The organism is Paraglaciecola sp. T6c, from assembly GCF_000014225.1.
Classification (GTDB): Bacteria; Pseudomonadota; Gammaproteobacteria; order Enterobacterales; family Alteromonadaceae; genus Paraglaciecola; species Paraglaciecola atlantica_A.
Genome location: NC_008228.1, coordinates 655,721 through 675,857, shown reverse-complemented (window position 1 = coordinate 675,857; position 20,137 = coordinate 655,721). Strand labels below are relative to the sequence as shown.

General features: G+C 44.5%; 23 protein-coding genes. 8 read left to right on the top strand and 15 right to left on the bottom strand.

Annotation, left to right across the window (positions count from 1 at the left end; genetic code table 11):
• Positions 1-12: 12 nt before the first annotated feature.
• Positions 13-633 carry an RraA family protein gene (locus tag PATL_RS03030; RefSeq protein ID WP_011573494.1) on the bottom strand — a complete coding sequence of 207 codons (621 nt, stop codon included), beginning with the start codon at positions 631-633 and terminating at the stop codon, positions 13-15.
• Positions 634-1,115: 482 nt separating this feature from the next.
• Between PATL_RS03030 and PATL_RS03025 the strand changes: the two genes are divergently transcribed.
• On the top strand, positions 1,116-1,454 hold the full coding sequence (locus PATL_RS03025; RefSeq protein ID WP_011573493.1) for a PilZ domain-containing protein: 339 nt from the start codon (positions 1,116-1,118) through the stop codon (positions 1,452-1,454).
• Between the two features lie 83 nt (positions 1,455-1,537).
• Here PATL_RS03025 and dbpA read toward each other — a convergent pair whose 3' ends face one another.
• From dbpA to pyrC, 5 genes are all read right to left on the bottom strand, one after another.
• Positions 1,538-2,917 (bottom strand): ATP-dependent RNA helicase DbpA, encoded by a 1,380-nt coding sequence (gene dbpA / locus PATL_RS03020; RefSeq protein ID WP_011573492.1) that lies wholly within the window; start codon positions 2,915-2,917, stop codon positions 1,538-1,540.
• 28 nt (positions 2,918-2,945) lie between these two features.
• Positions 2,946-3,635, bottom strand: coding sequence for a crotonase/enoyl-CoA hydratase family protein (locus PATL_RS03015; protein ID WP_011573491.1), 690 nt, complete (start codon positions 3,633-3,635; stop codon positions 2,946-2,948).
• A 64-nt stretch (positions 3,636-3,699) separates the two neighbouring features.
• Complete coding sequence (locus tag PATL_RS03010; protein ID WP_232283283.1) at positions 3,700-4,467, bottom strand: substrate-binding periplasmic protein; 768 nt, start codon at positions 4,465-4,467, stop codon at positions 3,700-3,702.
• 147 nt (positions 4,468-4,614) lie between these two features.
• Positions 4,615-5,397, bottom strand: a complete 783-nt coding sequence (locus tag PATL_RS03005; RefSeq protein ID WP_232283282.1) for a substrate-binding periplasmic protein — start codon at positions 5,395-5,397, stop codon at positions 4,615-4,617.
• A gap of 41 nt (positions 5,398-5,438) precedes the next feature.
• Complete coding sequence (gene pyrC / locus PATL_RS03000; RefSeq protein WP_011573488.1) at positions 5,439-6,473, bottom strand: dihydroorotase; 1,035 nt, start codon at positions 6,471-6,473, stop codon at positions 5,439-5,441.
• Positions 6,474-6,661: 188 nt separating this feature from the next.
• Here pyrC and PATL_RS02995 point away from each other — a divergent pair, with 188 nt between their 5' ends.
• On the top strand, positions 6,662-8,416 hold the full coding sequence (locus tag PATL_RS02995; RefSeq protein WP_011573487.1) for a lysophospholipid acyltransferase family protein: 1,755 nt from the start codon (positions 6,662-6,664) through the stop codon (positions 8,414-8,416).
• 96 nt (positions 8,417-8,512) lie between these two features.
• Here PATL_RS02995 and PATL_RS02990 read toward each other — a convergent pair whose 3' ends face one another.
• The 3 genes from PATL_RS02990 to PATL_RS02980 all read right to left on the bottom strand — a co-directional run bounded on the left by PATL_RS02990 (position 8,513) and on the right by PATL_RS02980 (position 10,152).
• Positions 8,513-8,851 (bottom strand): zinc ribbon domain-containing protein YjdM, encoded by a 339-nt coding sequence (locus PATL_RS02990; protein WP_006992790.1) that lies wholly within the window; start codon positions 8,849-8,851, stop codon positions 8,513-8,515.
• 125 nt (positions 8,852-8,976) lie between these two features.
• On the bottom strand, positions 8,977-9,498 hold the full coding sequence (locus tag PATL_RS02985) for a hypothetical protein (RefSeq protein ID WP_011573486.1): 522 nt from the start codon (positions 9,496-9,498) through the stop codon (positions 8,977-8,979).
• A 90-nt stretch (positions 9,499-9,588) separates the two neighbouring features.
• Positions 9,589-10,152 carry a lipocalin family protein gene (locus PATL_RS02980; RefSeq protein WP_011573485.1) on the bottom strand — a complete coding sequence of 188 codons (564 nt, stop codon included), beginning with the start codon at positions 10,150-10,152 and terminating at the stop codon, positions 9,589-9,591.
• A 502-nt stretch (positions 10,153-10,654) separates the two neighbouring features.
• Between PATL_RS02980 and PATL_RS02975 the strand changes: the two genes are divergently transcribed.
• Entirely contained in the window at positions 10,655-11,230 is a 576-nt protein-coding gene (locus tag PATL_RS02975) for a GbsR/MarR family transcriptional regulator (protein WP_011573484.1), read from the top strand.
• Between the two features lie 90 nt (positions 11,231-11,320).
• Here PATL_RS02975 and PATL_RS02970 read toward each other — a convergent pair whose 3' ends face one another.
• Entirely contained in the window at positions 11,321-12,442 is a 1,122-nt protein-coding gene (locus PATL_RS02970) for a M28 family metallopeptidase (RefSeq protein ID WP_011573483.1), read from the bottom strand.
• Between the two features lie 242 nt (positions 12,443-12,684).
• Between PATL_RS02970 and PATL_RS02965 the strand changes: the two genes are divergently transcribed.
• From PATL_RS02965 to PATL_RS02945, 5 genes are all read left to right on the top strand, one after another.
• Positions 12,685-13,167, top strand: a complete 483-nt coding sequence (locus tag PATL_RS02965) for a TlpA disulfide reductase family protein (RefSeq protein WP_157043386.1) — start codon at positions 12,685-12,687, stop codon at positions 13,165-13,167.
• A 4-nt stretch (positions 13,168-13,171) separates the two neighbouring features.
• Positions 13,172-13,411 (top strand): DUF4266 domain-containing protein, encoded by a 240-nt coding sequence (locus PATL_RS02960; RefSeq protein ID WP_006992782.1) that lies wholly within the window; start codon positions 13,172-13,174, stop codon positions 13,409-13,411.
• A complete protein-coding gene (locus PATL_RS02955; RefSeq protein WP_011573481.1) occupies positions 13,402-14,700 on the top strand; it encodes a DUF3570 domain-containing protein in 1,299 nt (432 codons plus the stop codon). The genes PATL_RS02960 and PATL_RS02955 overlap by 10 nt, the downstream gene beginning before the upstream one ends.
• A gap of 145 nt (positions 14,701-14,845) precedes the next feature.
• Positions 14,846-15,685, top strand: a complete 840-nt coding sequence (locus tag PATL_RS02950) for an FAD:protein FMN transferase (RefSeq protein WP_011573480.1) — start codon at positions 14,846-14,848, stop codon at positions 15,683-15,685.
• Between the two features lie 135 nt (positions 15,686-15,820).
• On the top strand, positions 15,821-16,591 hold the full coding sequence (locus PATL_RS02945) for a DNA/RNA non-specific endonuclease (protein ID WP_011573479.1): 771 nt from the start codon (positions 15,821-15,823) through the stop codon (positions 16,589-16,591).
• A gap of 100 nt (positions 16,592-16,691) precedes the next feature.
• Here the strand turns inward: PATL_RS02945 and PATL_RS02940 are convergent, their stop codons facing one another.
• The 5 genes from PATL_RS02940 to PATL_RS02920 are packed head-to-tail and all read right to left on the bottom strand — an operon-like array spanning position 16,692 to position 20,080.
• A complete protein-coding gene (locus PATL_RS02940) occupies positions 16,692-16,970 on the bottom strand; it encodes an HPr family phosphocarrier protein (protein ID WP_011573478.1) in 279 nt (92 codons plus the stop codon).
• Positions 16,967-17,812: an RNase adapter RapZ gene (gene rapZ, locus PATL_RS02935; RefSeq protein WP_006992777.1), complete on the bottom strand. Its 846-nt coding sequence runs from the start codon at positions 17,810-17,812 to the stop codon at positions 16,967-16,969. Before rapZ ends, PATL_RS02940 begins: the two co-directional genes overlap by 4 nt.
• A gap of 2 nt (positions 17,813-17,814) precedes the next feature.
• A complete protein-coding gene (gene ptsN, locus PATL_RS02930) occupies positions 17,815-18,258 on the bottom strand; it encodes a PTS IIA-like nitrogen regulatory protein PtsN (protein WP_006992776.1) in 444 nt (147 codons plus the stop codon).
• A gap of 15 nt (positions 18,259-18,273) precedes the next feature.
• The gene (hpf, locus tag PATL_RS02925) at positions 18,274-18,561 is read right to left on the bottom strand and encodes a ribosome hibernation promoting factor (protein WP_006992775.1); all 288 of its coding nucleotides are present in this window, start codon (positions 18,559-18,561) and stop codon (positions 18,274-18,276) included.
• A 25-nt stretch (positions 18,562-18,586) separates the two neighbouring features.
• Entirely contained in the window at positions 18,587-20,080 is a 1,494-nt protein-coding gene (locus PATL_RS02920; protein ID WP_011573477.1) for an RNA polymerase factor sigma-54, read from the bottom strand.
• Between the last annotated feature and the right edge of the window lie 57 nt (positions 20,081-20,137).

Below are 20,137 nucleotides of genomic sequence, written 5' to 3'. Positions count from 1 at the left end.
TATTTACTTAAATTAATCTTGGAAGCCTAAAGCCTTGAGGGTCGCTTCAATTTTGGCTTCATGAGCTTCGCGCCATTCACTTAATGACATTGCTGCGTCTTTGTCTGTTCTTTCTTTCCCCAAGCGATAAGCTTCTTCGGCCAACGCTTTCGGAATAACTACAATACCCTCTTCGTCAGCCACGACTATATCCCCAGCACAGACGCGTACACCGCCGCAGTTAATTGGTTGATTAAAAGGCAAAATTTGCTCTTTTTTAGCTGGTACTGGAATAACACCACGGGCATAGACAGGAAATTGCAGATCTCGTACCTCGCCTAAATCACGGATGACGCCATCTATGACAAAGCCCGCAATCCCCCGTTGCTGAGCGACAGCGCATACATTTCCCCCTGCGCTGGCAAACTCAGGGTCCGCTTCAACGACTATGATGTCTCCTGGGGCTGCACGGTATATAGCGGCATGTAGACTAAGATGATCACCCTTCGCACATTTAACCGTAAATGCTGGCCCTGCAATTCTAGGCATTTGCGGCCATAACTCTCTAATAGCGCCATCTACAAATTGTTCACGCCCTAACCCTTCTGAATATTCACAGGGAGACACTTTTACAAAATCAGCCATGGTTAACATATATCACCCTATAATTTGATGTGCGCAAGGCACCTAAAAATGTACTACGTAAAAACTCTCTCTATTCAAGGCGCCGCCTGGAAATCTCCCTCAAGATACACGTATAGGCTAAGTGTAGTGCGGTTCAATTCCCGGCAGTGTAAAATGACAGAGGTCGAAATTCTTTCAACTGTATTCTTTTCTATATTAAATAGTATCTCGTTTACCCAATGCTGGCATCCGCTAATTGATAATACCAATCCACATTCATAAATCCCTCCTAAGAATGCGTTCAGTGGTTTTTGATCCCAGTGTGCGCCGTTAAACAGATCGTTTCGTATATAAGCTCGCCATGTAATAGGTATGCCCTTAGGTACACATAAATCAGTTGAATGTTCACCATATTGTTCAAGGTCAATTTTAATCCCGAAAAAACATGACGTCTGATATATATTTTGTATACTTACAAGGCTTGTTACACAACGTCAAAAAGAGAGGTTTTAATGTCCTTGAATCACCGCACGAGTAACCGAGCCCCCTTAGCCCTTGAAGTGAAAGTTCGCCATATGGGAAAAGAAATGGGCGAAACCTGTACCCGCAATATAAGCCCTTTCGGCGCGTTTATTGAAATGCCACATCCTGAACTCCGTCCAGATGACTTTATAGAGTTATATTTTACCGACGCGCAACAAAATGACGCGCTGTTACTGCAAAAAGGCTTGATAACCCATTGCAGTCAAGAAGGGATTGGAGTGTTGTTTGCTTATGATTCTAATGAGTTCAGACAAATGCTGCATAAAAAGATGCCTAATAAGCATAGGAGTAGAGTGTTTTCGAGTTAAAGCACGGGGTAAACTGATTCGAAAAAGGCGATGAGTGAGTCACTCATCGCCTTTTTTTTATTCAAAACATTTTACTGGGCGTTTCAGTTAAACTTACGCACTTTAAACTTTTTCCCTTTGATTTTACCTTCACCTAATTGGCGCATGGCTCGCTTAACACTGCGCGTTTTTACTGCTACATAGGCGTGGAACTCAGTGATATGGATCTTACCAATATCATCCCCAGGGATTTCCGCTTCTTTGGTCAAAGCGCCAAGTAAGTCACCCGGCCTGAGTTTGGCTTTCTTACCGCCATCAACACATAACGTACTGTATTGTGGTTGGATCAAGCGATTAGCATGAAAACGCATGGCTTGAATGCCTGTCCATTTCAATTTCGCTTTTTGGTAATCTTCAATGGCGTTTGCCCTGGCCATTTCATCTGGCGCAACAAGTGTTAGTGCAACCCCTTTTGATTCCGCTCGGCCCGTGCGACCTATGCGATGGATATGTACTTCTGGGTCGGGCGTAATGTGATAACTAATCACAGCGTTTACTTCTTTAATGTCTAAGCCCCGTGAGGCCACATCCGTTGCCACCAGCACAGAGGCACTCTTGTTTGCGAAACGCACTAGCACTTGGTTACGCTCACGCTGCTCTAAATCACCATGCAGAGCTAGTACTGATACCCCCATGGACTGCAGCTCATCAGCCACTTCCTGACAGGCTATTTTTGTATTACAAAACACAATTGCTGATTCAGGTTGATAATGACTTAATAGCGCTGCTACAGCTTTTGTACGATGTGCATCTTCTACTTCGAAAAATACTTGCTCTATGGTGTCGGTATCGTGGGTGGATTCAACAGTGACTTCTAATGGGCTTTTTTGCACTTGGCCACTGATCGCGGCGATTGAATCTGGGTAGGTCGCAGAAAACAGCAAGGTTTGACGCTGCTCGGGCACACTTTTAATAACGGCATCCATTTCATCTTCAAAGCCCATATCAAGCATACGGTCTGCTTCATCCAATACCAGCGTATTAACTTCCGATAAATCCAAACGGCGCTTGTAAAGATGATCCATTATACGTCCAGGTGTGCCAACGATAATATGAGCACCGTGTTCCAGTGAGCCAATTTGCGGCCCCATAGGCGTACCACCACACAACGTCAACACTTTAATATTGTGAATACCGCGCCCTAAACGGCGGATTTCGAGAGCAACTTGCTCCGCTAACTCTCGGGTAGGACACATCACTAGAGCTTGAACACGAAAGCGCTTCACGTCTAAATTATGCAATAGAGCCAAGCCAAACGCAGCGGTTTTACCACTTCCGGTTTTGGCTTTCGCCACTACATCACGCCCCTCTAAAATAGCAGGTAGCGTTCCGGCTTGAATTTCAGTCATTTGACTGAACCCCATACTTTGCAAATTATCTAACAAGGCTGCTTCTAGCCCCAGGGAGGAAAATTCCTTACTCACAACATTCTCTCATTTATGTCTTTAATCGTTAAAGACTCGAACCACGGTCAACTTCAATCGCTCTGTCTAGCGCGTCTAACAGTCCGGCTCGGGCTTTTAACTTAGTTTGTTTATGGGCTTTCATATTTAATTTGGTCATCGCTTGCGCGGTGGCGGCGACGGTTTGCTCAAATGCGTCCGGTGCTACCGCCACGTCTAGGAAACCAGCGGTTACGGCATCATCAACTGATACCATTTCAGCTAATATCACGGAACGATTAAAAAACACTGGGGCTAATCGTCCACGCGCTAATTCTAAACCCGCTTGATGCATGGTCATGCCAATGGCAACTTCGTTCAAACCAATTTTAAACTTACCTTGAATCCCAATTCGATAATCAGAGGCTAACAGCACAAACGCGCCTTTAGCAACAGCGTGCCCAGTACAGGCAGCAATGATAGGATATTCAAAGGACAGCATTCTACGCGTCAATGTCGAACCTTTCTCAACTAATTTCATTGCGGCTTCCATACTTTCCTGCATCACGCTTAAATCGTACCCTGCAGAGAACATGCCTGGTTGGCCTTTGATGACCACTACAGCCTCATCCGCTGATGCTTTATCAAGCGCGCCATTGAGCTGATCGATCATAGCGTGAGAAAACGCATTCACCTTGCCGTTATTTAACGTTATGGTTGCTACATTGTTTTCACATTGGTATTGCACTAATTCAGTCATAGTTGTCCTTTCATATATTCGTTATTGTTTTTATTTGTTAACACATTAATTTAGTTACTTAAATTTATTCAGCACGCTGTTGATTCAAGTTCTTATCTATAACGTCTTGTATTTCACCGGATTGACGCATTTGCTCAATGATGGCATTAACTTGCGGGATCTTGTCTGTCCAACGAGGTGAAAAAGCCAACATTATCTCATCGGTTAACCCCATCGTGCCCAACTGGAACACGGCCTTATCATAGTGATTTGCGTTCAGCGTCCAACGTGCTCTATATGTATTGGTGTATATCAGGTCGCAGCGCGCGAGTTGTAGCATGTCAAATAAGCGAGAATGACTAGACACATATACGGGAGACAACATCCCATTTTTAAGCCAAGGATCCAACTCTGGGTAGCGGTAATTTTCACGCAAGCAGACACTTTTGCCATGCACGGTATCTGCAAGTTTATCATCCTCTTGTGGCGCGTTGAGCCCATAAAAGGCGTGTTGATAACTAAAGACGGGATCGCTGAACAGCAGTTTTTCGGGCGAATCTAACCACTTAGGCGCTAAAAAGGCCACATCCGCTTTCTGTTCCAAAACGTCCTGCTCTATTTTATTTCGTGCGGTGGGTAAATAACGTAAATCACGATCAAGTGACTGAGCTAAGTGTTGCAGTATATCTATAAATAAGCCGCTTGAACGCTGGGTGTTTTCATCAAAGACGTAAAACGGCGGCCCTTCAGCATAAATAACCGCTAAAGCTAACTCTTCGTGATTAGATTGGGCACTGACCTTTTGATGGAATAAGCAACATAGGGAAAGGATTAAGGTTAAATTACGAAACACGGCATACGCTCCAGTGCATAATAAAAAACCCCGATTTGTTGGCTGAAAAATCATTATGTTATTAGTGTAATAATATGTAGGAGTCGGAGCTATCACTTTAATGAATCGCACCTAATCAATTCGAAATATGAAGGCTCCGCTTGACTACTACCAGAGGTTGAGCACCCCATGATCGATATGCAATTTAAATGGACCTTGAGAGCGTAGCTTCATTAACCAACGTTGTTGTATTTCCTTAAATTTAGCACCCCGTAAGAAATGTGCTGCGGCTGTCTTTAACTTACCAATATGTTGGGCATCAGTACCTTTTGACAAGGCAATATAACTGGTGAGAGTTTGGTATTCATAGAGCAAAGTAAAGTGTGAGCAATCCGCACCTTGTTTAAAACAAAAGTAACGTAAGCCAGCGTCAGAGAAAAACAAAGAGCTAAGCTTTCCCGATAAGAGCTCAGAAACGGCTGCGTCGTAATCATCAAAAGGCATGACACCTTCAATATTCTGATCTAGCAGCACTTTATGGCGAAAATCGTTTTTGAGCACGCCAATTGGCGATACCTTATTCAAGTCTTCTTTTCGTTTTACAAACTTTTTATCTTCAGTAGCACCAAGGACTCCGTAAATATTTGAAGTCAGTGGTAAAATCCAGTGATAGTCATTTTCTCTATCAGGGGTGCGCGCCAGTGGAAACATCAGCACATTAGGTTTACTTTGCGCTTCCTGTATTAAGCGCCCCCAAGGCGCAGCGAGGATCTCTTGCTCAATGTTTGCTTCGGCTAAAATACCGCTAACCACCTCAATCAAATATCCTTCAAGCTGCCCCTTGTCGTTACGTAAGCTAAAAGGTGGCTCCAAGGATGTCAAAACCCAAAACGCAGGTTCTGACGTACTTTCTTGAGCGAGCGCTTTACCGCAAAGAGCAGGAATCAACATGAATCCTAACCAAGCAGTGATGAGCGCCCGGCGAATGTGCATTACGCTTTGAGCGCCCAATTAACGGTTTGCCCTGCAAAAAATGGCACGATAGGTTCGCCATTGGGCAAAGTAATCACTTCAGGAATAGTCCACTCCTCTTTTACCAAAGTTACTTGCTTGGTATTACGCGGTAAACCATAAAAATCGGCTCCATGGTGACTCGCGAAGCCTTCTAGCTTATCCAAGGCGTCTAATTCTTCGAACACCTGAGCGTATAATTCCAACGCGCTCCACGCACTGTAGCAGCCCGCGCAACCACATGCTGATTCTTTCGCGCTTTTTTCGTGAGGCGCTGAATCCGTTCCTAAAAAGAATTTACTTGAACCTGTCGCAACTGCTTTTCGCAACGCTTGTTGATGGGTACTGCGCTTTAGCACAGGTAAACAGAAATTATGTGGTCTCACCCCGCCCACCAGCAAGTCATTACGATTAAGCAGCAAATGCTGAGGGGTTATAGTTGCCGCGACATTGTGCGAACTGGCACTTACGAAGTCCACTGCATCACTGGTCGTGATATGCTCAAGCACCACTTTCAATTGTGGAAATTGGTTCACAATTTTCACCAAGAATTGCTCAATGAACAATTTTTCACGGTCAAAAATATCGACGTGGCTTTCAGTGACTTCACCGTGGATAAGTAACAACATCCCCTGCTCGGCCATTTCTGCAAAAACGGGGAACAAGGCTTCAATGCCCTTCACTGCTGCATCAGAATTGGTCGTCGCGCCTGCTGGATATAACTTAGCCGCAACCACACCGGCTTTTTTCGCTGCTCGAATATCGTCAATAGAGGTGGTATTGGTTAAAAAAAGCGTCATCAAGGGTTCAAATTCACTGCCCTGGGGGCGCGCCGCTAGAATTCGGTCTCGATAGGCACTTGCCAGCTCAGCATTCACCACCGGCGGAACTAAATTAGGCATGACGATAGCGCGTTTGAAAGTCCTTGCTGTGGCAGGCACGGTTTCTAGCAACATATCATTATCGCGAAAATGTAAATGCCAATCGTCTGGCTGGGTCAAAGTGATTTGCTGCATTGTTATAGCCTTAAGTCATATTTTGTTAGGTCATTGTTCTTACATAGTATGCCGCAATTTGCGCTTGGATATAATAGCCAAGATATTCCTAACGTCGCTGAATAATAAACCTCTTGATAACGGTCTAGTATTAAAACCAGTGCACGTAAAACGTGTCGCAGCCCTAAGCTATTGACCTCGGACCGCCCATGACCACAGCCATCACCTTACTGAATCTTGTTCCCCAAGAAAAACAAACTGCCATTTTAACCGGTGTAATGGGTTTGTTGGACAAACTACTGGCCATCCATCGGTTGGATCATTTATATCGCGAACATCATTTAACTGGCTTGAACAAAGAAGCGTTCGCCAAAGCACTACTTGAGGCGCTCAATGTAACAGTAGAAGGCACTGACGTTTTACAAAAAAAAGTTCCTCAAAACGGCCCACTTGTTATCGCCAGCAATCACCCCTTTGGCGGAATTGAGGGGGTGATTTTAGCTTACGTTATAGGCCAGATTCGGCCTGATCTGAAAGTATTAGCCAATCAAGGTCTCGCCCTTTTCACTGAGTTAAAAGATTATTTTATTTTCACTAACCCGCTTTCTGAACGCGATCCTAAAAACGCCCCCTCTTTGCGTGAGAGCTTGCGCCACGTGAAGCAAGGCGGCGCATTACTGATTTTCCCAGCAGGGCGAGTGTCTTACTATCAAGCTGACAAAAAACGCATTAGTGAGCACCAATGGAATCGTATTGTTGCCAACTTAGTGACTCGCACTGGAGCCCAGTACTTAGCGCTGTTTGTAAGTGGTGAAAATAGCCCACTGTTTTACCATCTTGGAAGAGTGTACTACCGCCTGAGAATGCTTATGCTTCCCAGAGAGTTATTAAATAAACGCGATACGAGCATTAAAATATCTGCGGCGACTTGCGTCCCCGCTAACGCTTTTGCCGCAAATACAGATGATATCGAATTGTCAGCGCTGCAACGTATTCAAAGTTACACCCAAGATCCGACTTGGCGACACACTTGGCCCGCTTCTAACGTGGTAGCAATGCAACCTTTAATATCCCAAGTGCCGGGCTCTGTCATCAATACTGAGCTCGCCCAGCTTGATGAAAGTCAAACGTTACTGAGTTATCGCAATTTAGACGTGTACTACGCCTACTATGAGCAAATACCGCAAACCGTCAAAGAAATAGCCAGATTGCGCGAACTGGTTTTTCGTGAACATGATGAAGGTAGCGGAAACTCGTTAGACACAGATGATTTTGACAAAACCTACACCCATTTGTTCATCGTTGAGCGCGATTTAGGTCGAATCATCGGCGCCTATCGAATGGGCCAGTCGGACCGTTTATTAGCAAATGCTTCGTTGAATATTGACCCTTTCTATTTGAGCGCGATGTTTAATTTCTCAGCTGATTTCATTAACCGCCAGGCGCCTTGTTTAGAAATGGGGCGCTCTTTTTTAATCCCAGAATACCAAAACAGCTTTCAGGGTTTGTTACTACTTTGGCGAGGAATAGGACGCTTTGTTTGTCAATTCCCTCAATATCGTACTTTGTACGGCACCGTCTCATTAAGTAAGTTGTACGACCCACGCAGTGTCAGTCTCATTGAGCATGCTTTGGTCACACCGACGCGTAACGCAACAGCCCGCACTCAATTGGGCTTCTCTGTACCACCTGAAATAGCAGACTTTGCTAAGCAGTATCCATTGAAAAAACACTTAACCAGTCTGTTAGCAGGTATTGAAAGTGATGGTAAAGATGTCCCCATTCTGCTTAAGCATTATCAAAAGCTTGGCGCTAAATTTCATTGTTTGGGGATAGACAGCAACTTTAACCACACCCCGGGTTTGTTACTCAGCGTTGAGCTTGCTAAAGCCCCAGAAAAATTAGGCAGGCTGTATTTAGGGGATGGCTGGAAGGCGTATAAATGCCATCAAGAAAATCAATGAAACGAAGAAGTGATAGCGCCCAGTTAGAAATAGAGCGCTATTCGTCATCGTGCGATCAGCTATTTTACGCGATCACACACTTGTGATTAAAATGACTTAAACTTTTTTCACAAACTCAGACTTAAGTTTCATAGCACCAACACCGTCAATTTTGCAGTCGATGTCGTGATCGCCATCAACCAGACGAATATTTTTCACTTTAGTGCCCACTTTCACCACCAGCGATGAGCCTTTTACTTTCAGATCCTTGATGACCGTTACGGTATCACCGTCCACGAGTGTATTACCGTTTGAGTCGCGGATAACTGGCGTATCGTCTTCAGACGCGTCTTCACCCTGCGCCCACTCATGTCCGCACTCAGGGCAAACATACATATTTCCATCTTCATAGGTGTATTCAGAGTTACACGCAGTACAATTTGGTAAGCCACTCATGGTGCGTTCCTTTATTAACTAATGCCATGCTTGAACCTAAAAACAATATACGTTTCATAGATAACCAAGCTAAATTTGGCGCTATTATCCACAAAAAATATAAAAACACCAAATTTACTGATGACTTAAGCTTGTGCTCTTTGGTAGGTTGCCGTTGAGGGAGCCACCCCAAAAAGCGCATGAGTAGTTTGCCCTTGCAGCGACGCAATTATCGCCAGCAAAGAAAAATGATGAATAGCATGGCTTGACACAAAAGCTAATTCACGCCCAAGGGTAGAGTTAACCTCATTCACATACGTTTGCTTGACTGACGTTTCACTCAACACCGTCAGCTTTGCATGCATATCAGATTGATAGACATCAAATAACCAATGCTCAATTCTATTCCACGCTTGTAAGGCCGAAGCAGTTGAATGAGCGACATCAGACTCACGATGGCGTAAGTTATAATCCACAACCCCTTTTTCTATTCCTTGTTTGAGCGCCAAGTAGTGGTCAATCACATGCCGCATATGAGCACCTGCACTGCTGACCACATGGGGCGCCATGACGTCTTGATAGGCATGATCTGAGATATGTTTTAAAAACGTTTTTGCTTGCTCTACTGTCTCTAAGTGACTATTAAGTGCCTGATTGTCGCTAAACATAGGGTTCCTGTTACTTCATGTATCTATTGGTAAAAGACCCTGCCTAAGAGGCGAACATTTCAAAAAACATTAATCACTTAGCCATTGCTTTCACTGGTTGACGAAAATTAACTTTTCAGTATCAAAGCCTGCATCGCGTGCCTTAGTCAGCAAGCGTTGCAGCACATCATCCTCAAGCTCAGGTTGACGGGCCAAGATCCAAAAGTAATCTCTGTTAGGTCCAGTGATCATCGCATAACCGTAGTCATCAATGTCTAACGAAAAGATCACATAACTTGCATAAAAAGGTCCAAAAAAAGACACCTTCAAATGACCGGTGTTTTGCTCGCCAACAAAATAAGCTTTGCCAATGGCTTCGTCCCACTCCTGCTCTTCTGGGTTGAAACCACGATTAATGACTTTCACACCGCCATCATCTCGCATACTGTATTGTGCTGTTACTTGTTCCAAGCCTCGTTCAAATGAGTGATCATGGCGTGCGATTTCGTACCACTTGCCCAGATAACGTTGCAACTCAAAATCTTTCACCGGTTTAATACCTTCAGGTAAAGAAGTACAAGCATTTAAAAGCACGACAAACAAGAGAATCGCTAGCCTGTACCCAGACTTTGGCAACCCCCTGAAGAAAGTGAGTAATGACGATTTTAATTGCATAAATGGTGTCCTTATAAAATTAGTTTATGGCTCAACAAGGGTCTGTTTATCTTTCCAGCTTAACGTTGCCGCTCAATGTTTTCATACACACCAGAGTTTAAGTAACCTGAATACTGGATAAGCCATTGAATTATAGGTTTAAATCCCATTGGACTGACACGTCTTATCCAGAACTCAGGTTAAGTAGTTCGACTATCCCCAATAAATAGACGACAACGCAGCATAAATGCTAAACATGTGCTGCTCGAAGGATCCTTTCAAGGATAGATTGAACGAATTACGATCCTAAATGCTCAACAGGCCCTAGGTATCATACTGAACTAACAACTAATTCGATTTAATTTACGGCAAAAAAATAGGGGATAGATGCACTAAATCAGTCCCAATAGTAGAAAATAGTGTTTGTGATGAGCCCCTTATCCAGCGACAAAGGTGTTTGACAAAGCATCAGCGCAGGTTTAAATTTCAATAATTACTGAAACTTCTATATATAAGATACTTTATGCAAATGACACCTATGATCGAATCCTTCGTCATGCACTTTGGCGAAATGGGCAGCCGCTGGGGTTTCAATCGTACCGTTGGACAAATGTATGCGTTGCTGGTCATCAGTGAAACGCCCTTAAGTGCAAACCAAATCGCAGAAGCGCTCAGCGTATCCCGCGGAAATGTCAGTATGGGCTTAAAAGAATTACAATCATGGCAGTTAATTAAGCAACATCACATCCCTGGGGACCGCAAAGAATATTACCAAGGTGCAGGTACTATTTGGGAAATGGCCAATCGGGTGTTTGAAGAACGACGTAAACGAGAAATGGACCCAACACTGACTTTGCTGCGCGGTATTATGCTTGAAACGCCTGAAAATAAAGAAGAGATATACGCGCAACAGAGGTTACAGGAAATACACGATTTACTTGAAACCATCAGTAAATGGACCAGCGAGTTACAGCAAATGAACCCAGATACCTTAGGCACGTTAATGAAATTAGGTTCAGGCGTAGGCAAAGTCATCGACATGAAGAACAAGCTAATGAAAACTAATAAGACCCCCGAGAAAAAGCCCAATAAAGAATAGATTTACACTTGTATTTTCCTCAAACACTTCATTCTATTACATTCGGAATTAGCCCGAATTTGAAAGCAATCCCTTCGTGGCAGCGCCGGCTCATTTACCCAACTTCGCCATGGTGTTAGGATCGTTAAGCGCTCCCACGATAAGAGTGATGTTGGCTTTAAGTTGTTCCATCATACGCGTATTAAAAACGGGAGAAAGTCGGTCTAAGCGGTCAAATTGGGTATGCCAAATTTCTCCCCATTTTTTTTCGTTATCCGGGTCACAGCTGCCTATCTTTTTCCCTGAGTAACATGTCCAGAACTGCGCTTCAATGGATTGAGAGTAACCATCTTTTCCCCCTCGCCCATTAATGTCCATATTCGTCGCTTCGATGTACGCAATAGGGATATTGTTACAGGCAAATGCTTGATGATCTGACCAATCTCCGGTCTGACCTGCTGCAAAGACCTCTGAATCTTCATGTAATTCAAATCGAGCAGGCAATGAGGGCTGCGATGCGCCATAAGCCAAAAGTGCATCTCTAAATACACCACTGGTGTTTAGCTTAGCGTTTTCGATTTTCTTACAACTAAAATCAGTGGGTGAACTACTATGCACATACAACACATCGCCACCTATGACGGTGTCTAAATTTAGCATTGCAATAATATTGTTCAGCTCAGCTTTAGGCATAGCGCGAACAAAATAGTTAGAGCCTAACTTACCGATCTCTTCACTACCGAAAAATACCACTTGGACGCTATAAGGAAGCGCTTTCATTTGCACTAATTGTTCGCTTACTGCCAACAATACCGCTACGCCACTGGCATTATCCGTTGCGCCTAAACTACCTTGTTCAACACCTGTGGAGTCAAAATGCGCGCCTATTACTATTCTTTTTTTCGACTTCCCAGGGATCACGGCACTGATATTTATCGACGTAGCCTGTTTCTCGTTTACCTCAATGGCAAATGTTTGTTGCTCGGCTTTAAGCCCCACTCTTTGTAATTGCTGAAAAATATACTGCGCAGCTTGGTGTTCTTGTTTTGAGCCTGCTGGCCTCGCCCCAATACCCTTCTTGTCATCTGCCAGAGCAATAATGTGAGTCAATGCCCCTGTGCCAATTAACGTATTAGGCGCTGAATCTTCAGTCGATAGAGGGGCTGCGTGTACTAGCAGGGAGGACGAGCTTGCAAACAAGGCGCAAAGCGCAAAATACAATAACGGTTTCATTGGATGTTATTTTCACTTTAGGTTTCAACAACCTGCATAATAACTATGCCTTCTGCACTTTACTAGCTGTGAGCACTTTACTAGCTGTCGGCGCTTTGCTGGCTGTCGGCGCTAGCCAACGGCGATGTCGCACTAACTCACCATATGACAAACCGCTTAGTCTGGATTAATTCCCCGTATTAAGAGTTTCTTAAGTTTCACACTTTATGGTTAACGCTCTCTCTCTATTTTATCGGCTTAATATGCGTAATTTCATATCTATTTTCGTTTTGTACCTTACCTGCTATTCCAGCAGTGGCTATGCAACCGTCGCTCCAGATTTTAGCTATATGACGCGCTCTGGGGCGGTGCATCTGAGCGATCTTAAAGGCAAAGTGGTTTATGTGGATTTTTGGGCGTCATGGTGTAAACCCTGCCGCCAATCTTTTCCATGGATGAACGACATGCAGCACAAATATGCTGAACAGGGTTTAGTGGTTGTCGCGGTGAATCTAGATACAGAACCTCAACTAGTCACAGCATTTTTACAGAAAATTCCGGCTAATTTCCCCATCGTACTCGACCCAGAAGCTGAAATTGCACAGCGCTATGATCTCATCGGTATGCCTAGCAGTTATTTAGTCGCTAGAGACGGCAGCATTCGCTTTAGCCACAAAGGTTTTTTTAATGCAAAAGCATCTGCTTACGAGCAACAGCTCGTCACCCTATTACAAGAAACGGAGTAGTAACATGCTGATTCAATTAACTAAAAAGCGCCTGATTTTGGCCGCGACTCTGGTGGCAAGTTTCACCCTAAACGGCTGTGCGGATCTAGGGGTTAAACCATGGCAACGAGACCTATTGGCAAAAGATGAAATGGCCTTGGATGCCGAGGGAATAGATATCGGGTTAGACGATCATATTTACTTCAGCAAAGAAGCCACAAGCGGTGGTCGCTCCTTTGCTGGTGGAGGCTGCGGATGCAACTAACTAAAAATAATAACATCAGCGTGTCTCTGGCTGCTGCCGCCTGCGCACTGCTCAATTCAGGTGTACAAGCCCAAGAAAACACACAAGCTAGCGAATGGCAGTTCGACACCGCCATACTCTATTACGGTGAAACCGACAGAGTGCAGTTAGGTGAGGGAGTGTTTAACGCTAATAAAGATTTCGGCGACGAACACATATTCAATGGCAAAATAGCCATCGATACTCTCACAGGCGCCTCAGCATCAGGCGCTGTCGCCCAACAAGGCGTACAAACCTTCACTCGCCCATCTGGCAACGGTCAGTACGTGGTCAATGCTGGTGAAACGCCGTTAGATGATACCTTTAAAGATACCCGCGTTCAGCTCAGTGCCCAGTGGACCCAGCCCCTATGGGAGAACATAACAGGTAGCACAGGCGTGCATCTCTCAAAAGAGTATGATTATTTATCCTTGGGTGTTAATGGCTCACTGGCCCGTGACTTTAATCAAAAAAACACCACCCTTTCTGCCGGTGTGTCTTACCAATACGACAGCATTGATCCTGTTGGCGAAGCGCCGATCGGATTTTCCACAATGGTGGTCAACAACGGTCAATTTAGCGATGAAAGCGCATTTGAAACGGCATTTAATGCTACCAGAACCGCGGATAGCAAAGATAAAAATACGGTAGATTTACTTTTGAGTGTGACTCAGGTAATCAATCGCCGTATGTTAATGCAATTTAACTACAGTTATTCTGTTGCTGATGGTTACCTCACTGACCCGTACAAATTATTAAGTGTGATCAACACTGAAGGTGTTACTCAGGATATTTTGCACGAGAATCGACCAGATAAGCGCACTAAACAAAGTGTCTACTGGCAAACCAAATACGCCTCAGATTACGGTATTGCCGATGTCTCTTATCGTTATGCGACCGATGACTGGGATATTGACTCGCATACACTGGACTCCAGGTTCAGAGTGAAGCTAACCGATAACAGCTATATCCAACCGCACTTTCGTTATTATCAGCAGAGCGCCGCAGATTTCTATCAGCCATTTTTGCTTGCAGGCTCACTGCTACCGTCAGTGGCCAGCGCAGATTATCGTTTAGGTGAAATGACCGCGTACACCATTGGCCTTAAGTATGGACAAGCCTTAGATAATGGTCGCGAGTGGGCGGTTCGACTGGAATATTATCAGCAAAGTCCAAAAAATGCGGGGTTCGATGGACCAGGCGCTTTGCAAGGCCTAGATCTTTACCCAAGTATCGATGCCATTATTGCTCAGGTTAGCTATAGCTTTTGATATGAGATTGGCTCAAGGTATATTGGCGTAGGATGTATAGCGAATTCACCCACCAAAAATCAACGCATAACTAAGTAGGACAACCTTGAGTCAAGCTCCCGCCCTAATAGCTAAAAGTGACTATTACCATGGTCACTTCTTTTGCATGGCCAGTCCATGTGAATTGCTTATTGAAACCCCGAATCAATTGCTCGCCAATCGCTTACTACAAGAAGTTGTCTTGCAAACGAAACGGATCGAGCAAAAGTACAGTCGCTATATTGTTGGCAACCTAGTTCATCAGATAAACAATAGCCATGGAAAATGGGTCGATATAGATCAAGAAACACATCGATTGCTCGCCTTCGGGCAAACGTGTTTCGAACTAAGCGATGGCATGTTTGATTTAACGTCTGGCGTACTACGAAAGATATGGGATTTCACCGGGAAAGGTCAATTTCCACGTTCGGAGCACGTCAGCGAAGTATTGCAATACATTGGCTGGCAAAATGTGCAATTTACTCAGCAACAGATTCGCCTACCCAGAGGGTTCGAGTTAGATTTTGGCGGCATTGGTAAAGAATATGCTGTGGATTCAGCGGCCAAATTGTGTATGCAATTGGCACCGGATACCTCTGTGTTGGTTAATTTTGGCGGGGATATTCAAGTTACCCAACCAAGGCACCATGAGGCGTATTGGCAAGTAGGTATTGAACGCCCTCACGTCAAGGGTGATTCAGCTAAAAGCGCGTTAGTGAAGATAGCGTCCGGTGGGTTAGCCACCAGCGGAGATACACGGCGCTTTATTGTCCACAACGGTGTTCGCTATAGTCATATATTGAGCCCCAAAACCGGTTATCCAGTTTCTGGGGCCCCCCGCTCTGTGACCGTAGCCACTGACTTTTGTATTCAATCCGGCATGTTAGCAACCATGGCATTATTGCAAGGCACAGAGGCCGAACACTTCTTACAAGCTCAGCAGCAAAAGCATTGGTGTTATTGGTGAACTGACTCCTGCCATCAATATTATTAAGCCATTAAATTCACTGAATAATTTCATATAAGTGTAACGGTTTTATTGCGCTCTTGAGGTATGATCTACGCACTGATGTCCGTGTAGAGTTTAACCCGAGTAACGTTAATGAAGTCCTACTTTGTATTAATACTGGCATTTGTCTGTAATGCCGGATACGCCAATGTGTGTAGCTCTTTAGGCTGCCCGACAGGTGCTCCTGACAGCAATGACTTACTTGAGCGCGCCATTTACACCATAAGCAATAATCAGCAAACGAAGTTTGCCGATTGGGCCGCATATAAAGTGACCATGCAAACGATAGATGGTCCGAGTCGTTCACGCAGTTGGCGCTCTGATCCAAACTTAAAGCGCGAGCACACGCTAGAAGCCGCTGACTATAAAGATGCTCACGCTCTCATTCGTACCGATCGAGGACACCAAGTTCCATTGGCAAGTGTGAGCAATACCGCTGATTGGCGCAGTACAAACTATCTATCAAACATTACCCCCCAAAGCTCTAACTTGAATCAAGGGCCATGGGTCCGATTAGAGTCTGCAGTGCGCGTTTTAGCGCGCAGCGGAGAGTCCGTGTATGTAGTAACAGGCCCGCTATATGAAAGCTTTTTTGCTACGCTTCCAGGTGCAGATGAAAGCCACACTATTCCTTCTGGCTACTTCAAAATTGTCGCGACAATAAACCAAGCGGGTTATGTTAGAGCGTCCGCCTATGTCATGGAGCAAAATAGCGCGAGAGCCGATGACTACTGCAGTAAAGAAGTCACGATTGATAACGTAGAAAGTCGCAGCGGTCTGAATATATTCCCAGAAATGAAGGGCAGCAAAGAATATGCGGTTGAAGCGCGTTTAGGTGGATTAAGCAGTCAATTGGGTTGCTGATAACCCAACCGCGCGTTTCAAAAAAATAGTGAATGAGTAGAAAGTCGAGATGAGTGGAAAAAGTCTAAATTGAAGTGCACGTTGCATTGAATCTGGCTGATTACTCGCTTTCGTTGAATTTTCCGACAATAAGCTCTTCAACAGCATCCATCGCTTGGCGCGCGTCTTTCCCTTCAGATATCACTTGAATTTCTTTGCCTTGGCAACTCTCTAACATCATTAGGCCCAGCACACTGCTTGCTGAGGCACTTTTGTCATCCTGAACAATAGTGACTTCAGCTTCAAATTGATTCGCAAGCTTAACCAATTGAGTCGCCGCTCTGGCATGCAGCCCTAACTTGTTCACTATGAGTAGGGTTTTTTCTAATCGCTCACTCATCGGTTTAACTCGCGATGACGTATTTGCACATCAGGGTGCGAGGTGCTAAATGTTTTGGCTAACATTTCCACTACGTACACAGAGCGGTGCTGACCGCCAGTACACCCGATGGCGATTGTCACATAACTACGATTATTACGTTCTAAATGTGGCAACCAAGTAGAAATCAGATTCTGAATTTGCCAGATAAATTTAGTGACTATGGGTTGTGAGCCAAGAAAAATCTCGACGGGGGAATCAAGTCCAGTAAGGGGTTTTAAATCTGGCTCCCAGTGCGGGTTGGGTAAGAAACGTGCATCAAATACATAATCCGCATCTTTAGGAATACCGTGTTTAAAACCAAAGCTTTCAAAAACCAAAACTAAGCGTGAGCTTTTTTTACCTAATATTCGCTCGCGCACCAATTCGGCCAGCTGGTGAATTGATAATTGATCTGTGTCTATATATAAATCTGCACGTTCAGCTATCGGCGCCAATAACTGGCTTTCTGCTTGAATAGCACCAGACAATGATTTGTTTTGCTTAGACAACGGGTGCAAGCGGCGGGTTTCACTGAAACGCTTAATCAGTACGTCATCGCTGGCATCCAAATACAATATGGTCATTTCCCACGTTGACGGCAAGTAGTCGAGTATTTCCACCAATTCGTTGGGATCTTTGGGTAAATTTCGCACGTCAATGCTGACCGCGACCTGATCGTACTCGTCAGCGACGGTATGGGTCAAAGTGGGCAATAAGTTGACGGGGATATTATCAACGCAGTAATAGCCTAAATCTTCCAGTGAACGTAAAACGATGGACTTCCCTGAGCCTGAACGCCCACTGATGATAATAAGCTTCATAATTAACTGAGTACCTGAAATAATTCTTGGTCTGTGGTTGCACTGCGCAAACGATTTAAAATGTCTTTATCAACGAATTTTTTGGCTATCGCCGACAAGGTTTGTAGGTGCTCTTGGGCCTTTTCCTCTGGTACTAAAATAGCAAAGAAGATATCCACTGGCATGTTATCGATGGCGTCATACTGGACCGGAGGTTGGCACGTTACAAGCACGCCTAGGGCTGACTCTAGCCCTTTTATACGGCCATGTGGTAGTGCTATACCACCACCAATGCCCGTACACCCCATTTTCTCGCGCCCCGCTAAACTGGATAAAATGGTCGCTTGGTCTACTTCAACAAGGTGCTCAGATGCCAATTGACTAATAAGCTCTAAAATGCGCTTTTTGCTGGACCCCTGAACTGCGCATACGACGCAGTCAGGGTGAAGAATATTTGATATTTCCATTATTTACCTGATGGGTTAATGGCGTTTAGCTTTTTCTTTATGCTTGATAACTTGCCGATCGAGTTTATCGATTAGGCCATCTATTGCCGCATACATGTCGTTGTGTTCCATGGTGGCAAATACATCTGCCCCATTCAAATGTATTGTCGCTTCCGCTTTTTGGTTGAGCTTTTCTACATTGAGAATGACGTGAACATTGTTGATCTGATCGAAGTGTCGCTCGAGCTTGGTAAATTTAGTATCGACATAATCTTTTAGTGAATCGGTTACATCCACATGGTGACCAGTAATATTAATTTGCATATCGCCTCTTCCTTCTTTAATCAGCCTACAATAGGCTTTTTCGTTGGTTCGACGGGGGTATCATCAGAGATTCCCGGTACTTTGCTATTGTTCGCCGAGCGACCATGATGCCTTGATCGGCCAACAATTGAGCAATCTTGCTGTCACTTAACGGCTTGCTTGGTTTTTCAGCTGCGACCAGCTTTTTAATCAATGCGCGTATCGCCGTTGACGAGCACTCTCCGCCTGTCTCAGTTGCAACATGGCTCGAGAAGAAATATTTCAGCTCAAATATACCTCTAGGGGTATGCATATATTTTTGGGTAGTAACACGAGAAATTGTAGATTCATGCATATCCACCATTTCGGCTACGTCATTTAGTACCATAGGCTTCATCATCTCAGGCCCATGTTCAAAGAAGCCCATTTGCTGCTGTACTATACAGTTTGACACTTTCAATAAGGTATCGTTTCGGCTCTCAACACTTTTAATAAACCATTTGGCTTCTTGCATGTGTGAGCGAATAAATTGACTATCACTGGTGTTTTTCGCGCTACGACTCATTGCAGCATACTGTTGATTAACGTTCAATTTGGGTAGGCTGTCTGGGTTAAGCTCTACTGTCCAACGGCCATTTTTCTTACTCACTGACACATCAGGTATAACGTATTCTGCTTCACCTTTGATCAAGGCGCTGCCTGGACGCGGATTGAGCGTTTTAAGTAAACGCATGACCTCACGCAAATCATCCTCTTTAAGGCGAGATTTACGCATCAAAGTACGGTAATCCTTGCTTGCCAAAAGGTCGGCATAGTCCCCAATCAAGGTCTTCGCTTCTTCTAACCAGGGTGTATCAGGAGCAAACTGACGCAATTGCACTAGCAAGCATTCTTGTGGTGTACGAGAGCCTGACCCAATTGGGTCGAACATTTGAATACGCTTAAGTACGCATTCCACTTCATCGAGCTCTATTTCTTCATCATCCATGCTGGCCAGAACGTCTTCAGCGCTCATGGTCAAATAACCAGACTCATCGATAGAATCAATGATCGCTGTCGCAATCGCGACATCGGTATCACTAAAATGGGTTAAACGCATTTGCCACAGCAAATGATCTTGAATGTTATCTGTGGTTTCGCCTTGAAAGATCTGTTCGTCATCACCGCCGGCACCACTGGATATGCTAGAGGCAGGTGCGGAAGAAGCGCTGATGTACTCATCCCAAGTGGTATCCGTAGGTAAGTCTTCTGGGATTTCGTTTTTCTCGAACGCTTCACTTGAGTCTAAGTTGTCACTGCTGGTATCAACTATTTCATTGGTATCTTTAGAAGACGGGTCGAGGGAATTGTCATTTAACGCACTATCGCCGGATTCCTGATCCGTAGGCTCTTCAACTTCCAACAGCGGGTTGGAATCCAAGGCTTCTTGAATTTCTTGCTGTAAATCTAACGTAGACAATTGCAACAAACGAATAGCTTGCTGTAACTGTGGCGTCATAGTGAGTGATTGACTAAATTTTAATTGTAAAGAGGGTTTCATTTACTTCTTTATTCTGTCCGTTGCAAACTAAAAAATATGCTGTGGTTGATTCGATTG

Coding starts and splice junctions, on each gene's coding strand:
- PATL_RS03030 (WP_011573494.1), bottom strand. CDS start 633: ATGTTAACCATGGCTGATTTTGTAAAAGTGTCTCCCTGTGAATATTCA.
- PATL_RS03025 (WP_011573493.1), top strand. CDS start 1,116: ATGTCCTTGAATCACCGCACGAGTAACCGAGCCCCCTTAGCCCTTGAA.
- PATL_RS03015 (WP_011573491.1), bottom strand. CDS start 3,635: ATGACTGAATTAGTGCAATACCAATGTGAAAACAATGTAGCAACCATA.
- PATL_RS03005 (WP_232283282.1), bottom strand. CDS start 5,397: ATGTTGATTCCTGCTCTTTGCGGTAAAGCGCTCGCTCAAGAAAGTACG.
- pyrC (WP_011573488.1), bottom strand. CDS start 6,473: ATGCAGCAAATCACTTTGACCCAGCCAGACGATTGGCATTTACATTTT.
- PATL_RS02995 (WP_011573487.1), top strand. CDS start 6,662: ATGACCACAGCCATCACCTTACTGAATCTTGTTCCCCAAGAAAAACAA.
- PATL_RS02990 (WP_006992790.1), bottom strand. CDS start 8,851: ATGAGTGGCTTACCAAATTGTACTGCGTGTAACTCTGAATACACCTAT.
- PATL_RS02985 (WP_011573486.1), bottom strand. CDS start 9,498: ATGTTTAGCGACAATCAGGCACTTAATAGTCACTTAGAGACAGTAGAG.
- PATL_RS02980 (WP_011573485.1), bottom strand. CDS start 10,152: ATGCAATTAAAATCGTCATTACTCACTTTCTTCAGGGGGTTGCCAAAG.
- PATL_RS02975 (WP_011573484.1), top strand. CDS start 10,655: ATGCAAATGACACCTATGATCGAATCCTTCGTCATGCACTTTGGCGAA.
- PATL_RS02970 (WP_011573483.1), bottom strand. CDS start 12,442: ATGAAACCGTTATTGTATTTTGCGCTTTGCGCCTTGTTTGCAAGCTCG.
- PATL_RS02965 (WP_157043386.1), top strand. CDS start 12,685: ATGCGTAATTTCATATCTATTTTCGTTTTGTACCTTACCTGCTATTCC.
- PATL_RS02960 (WP_006992782.1), top strand. CDS start 13,172: ATGCTGATTCAATTAACTAAAAAGCGCCTGATTTTGGCCGCGACTCTG.
- PATL_RS02955 (WP_011573481.1), top strand. CDS start 13,402: ATGCAACTAACTAAAAATAATAACATCAGCGTGTCTCTGGCTGCTGCC.
- PATL_RS02950 (WP_011573480.1), top strand. CDS start 14,846: ATGGCCAGTCCATGTGAATTGCTTATTGAAACCCCGAATCAATTGCTC.
- PATL_RS02945 (WP_011573479.1), top strand. CDS start 15,821: ATGAAGTCCTACTTTGTATTAATACTGGCATTTGTCTGTAATGCCGGA.
- PATL_RS02940 (WP_011573478.1), bottom strand. CDS start 16,970: ATGAGTGAGCGATTAGAAAAAACCCTACTCATAGTGAACAAGTTAGGG.
- rapZ (WP_006992777.1), bottom strand. CDS start 17,812: ATGAAGCTTATTATCATCAGTGGGCGTTCAGGCTCAGGGAAGTCCATC.
- ptsN (WP_006992776.1), bottom strand. CDS start 18,258: ATGGAAATATCAAATATTCTTCACCCTGACTGCGTCGTATGCGCAGTT.
- hpf (WP_006992775.1), bottom strand. CDS start 18,561: ATGCAAATTAATATTACTGGTCACCATGTGGATGTAACCGATTCACTA.
- PATL_RS02920 (WP_011573477.1), bottom strand. CDS start 20,080: ATGAAACCCTCTTTACAATTAAAATTTAGTCAATCACTCACTATGACG.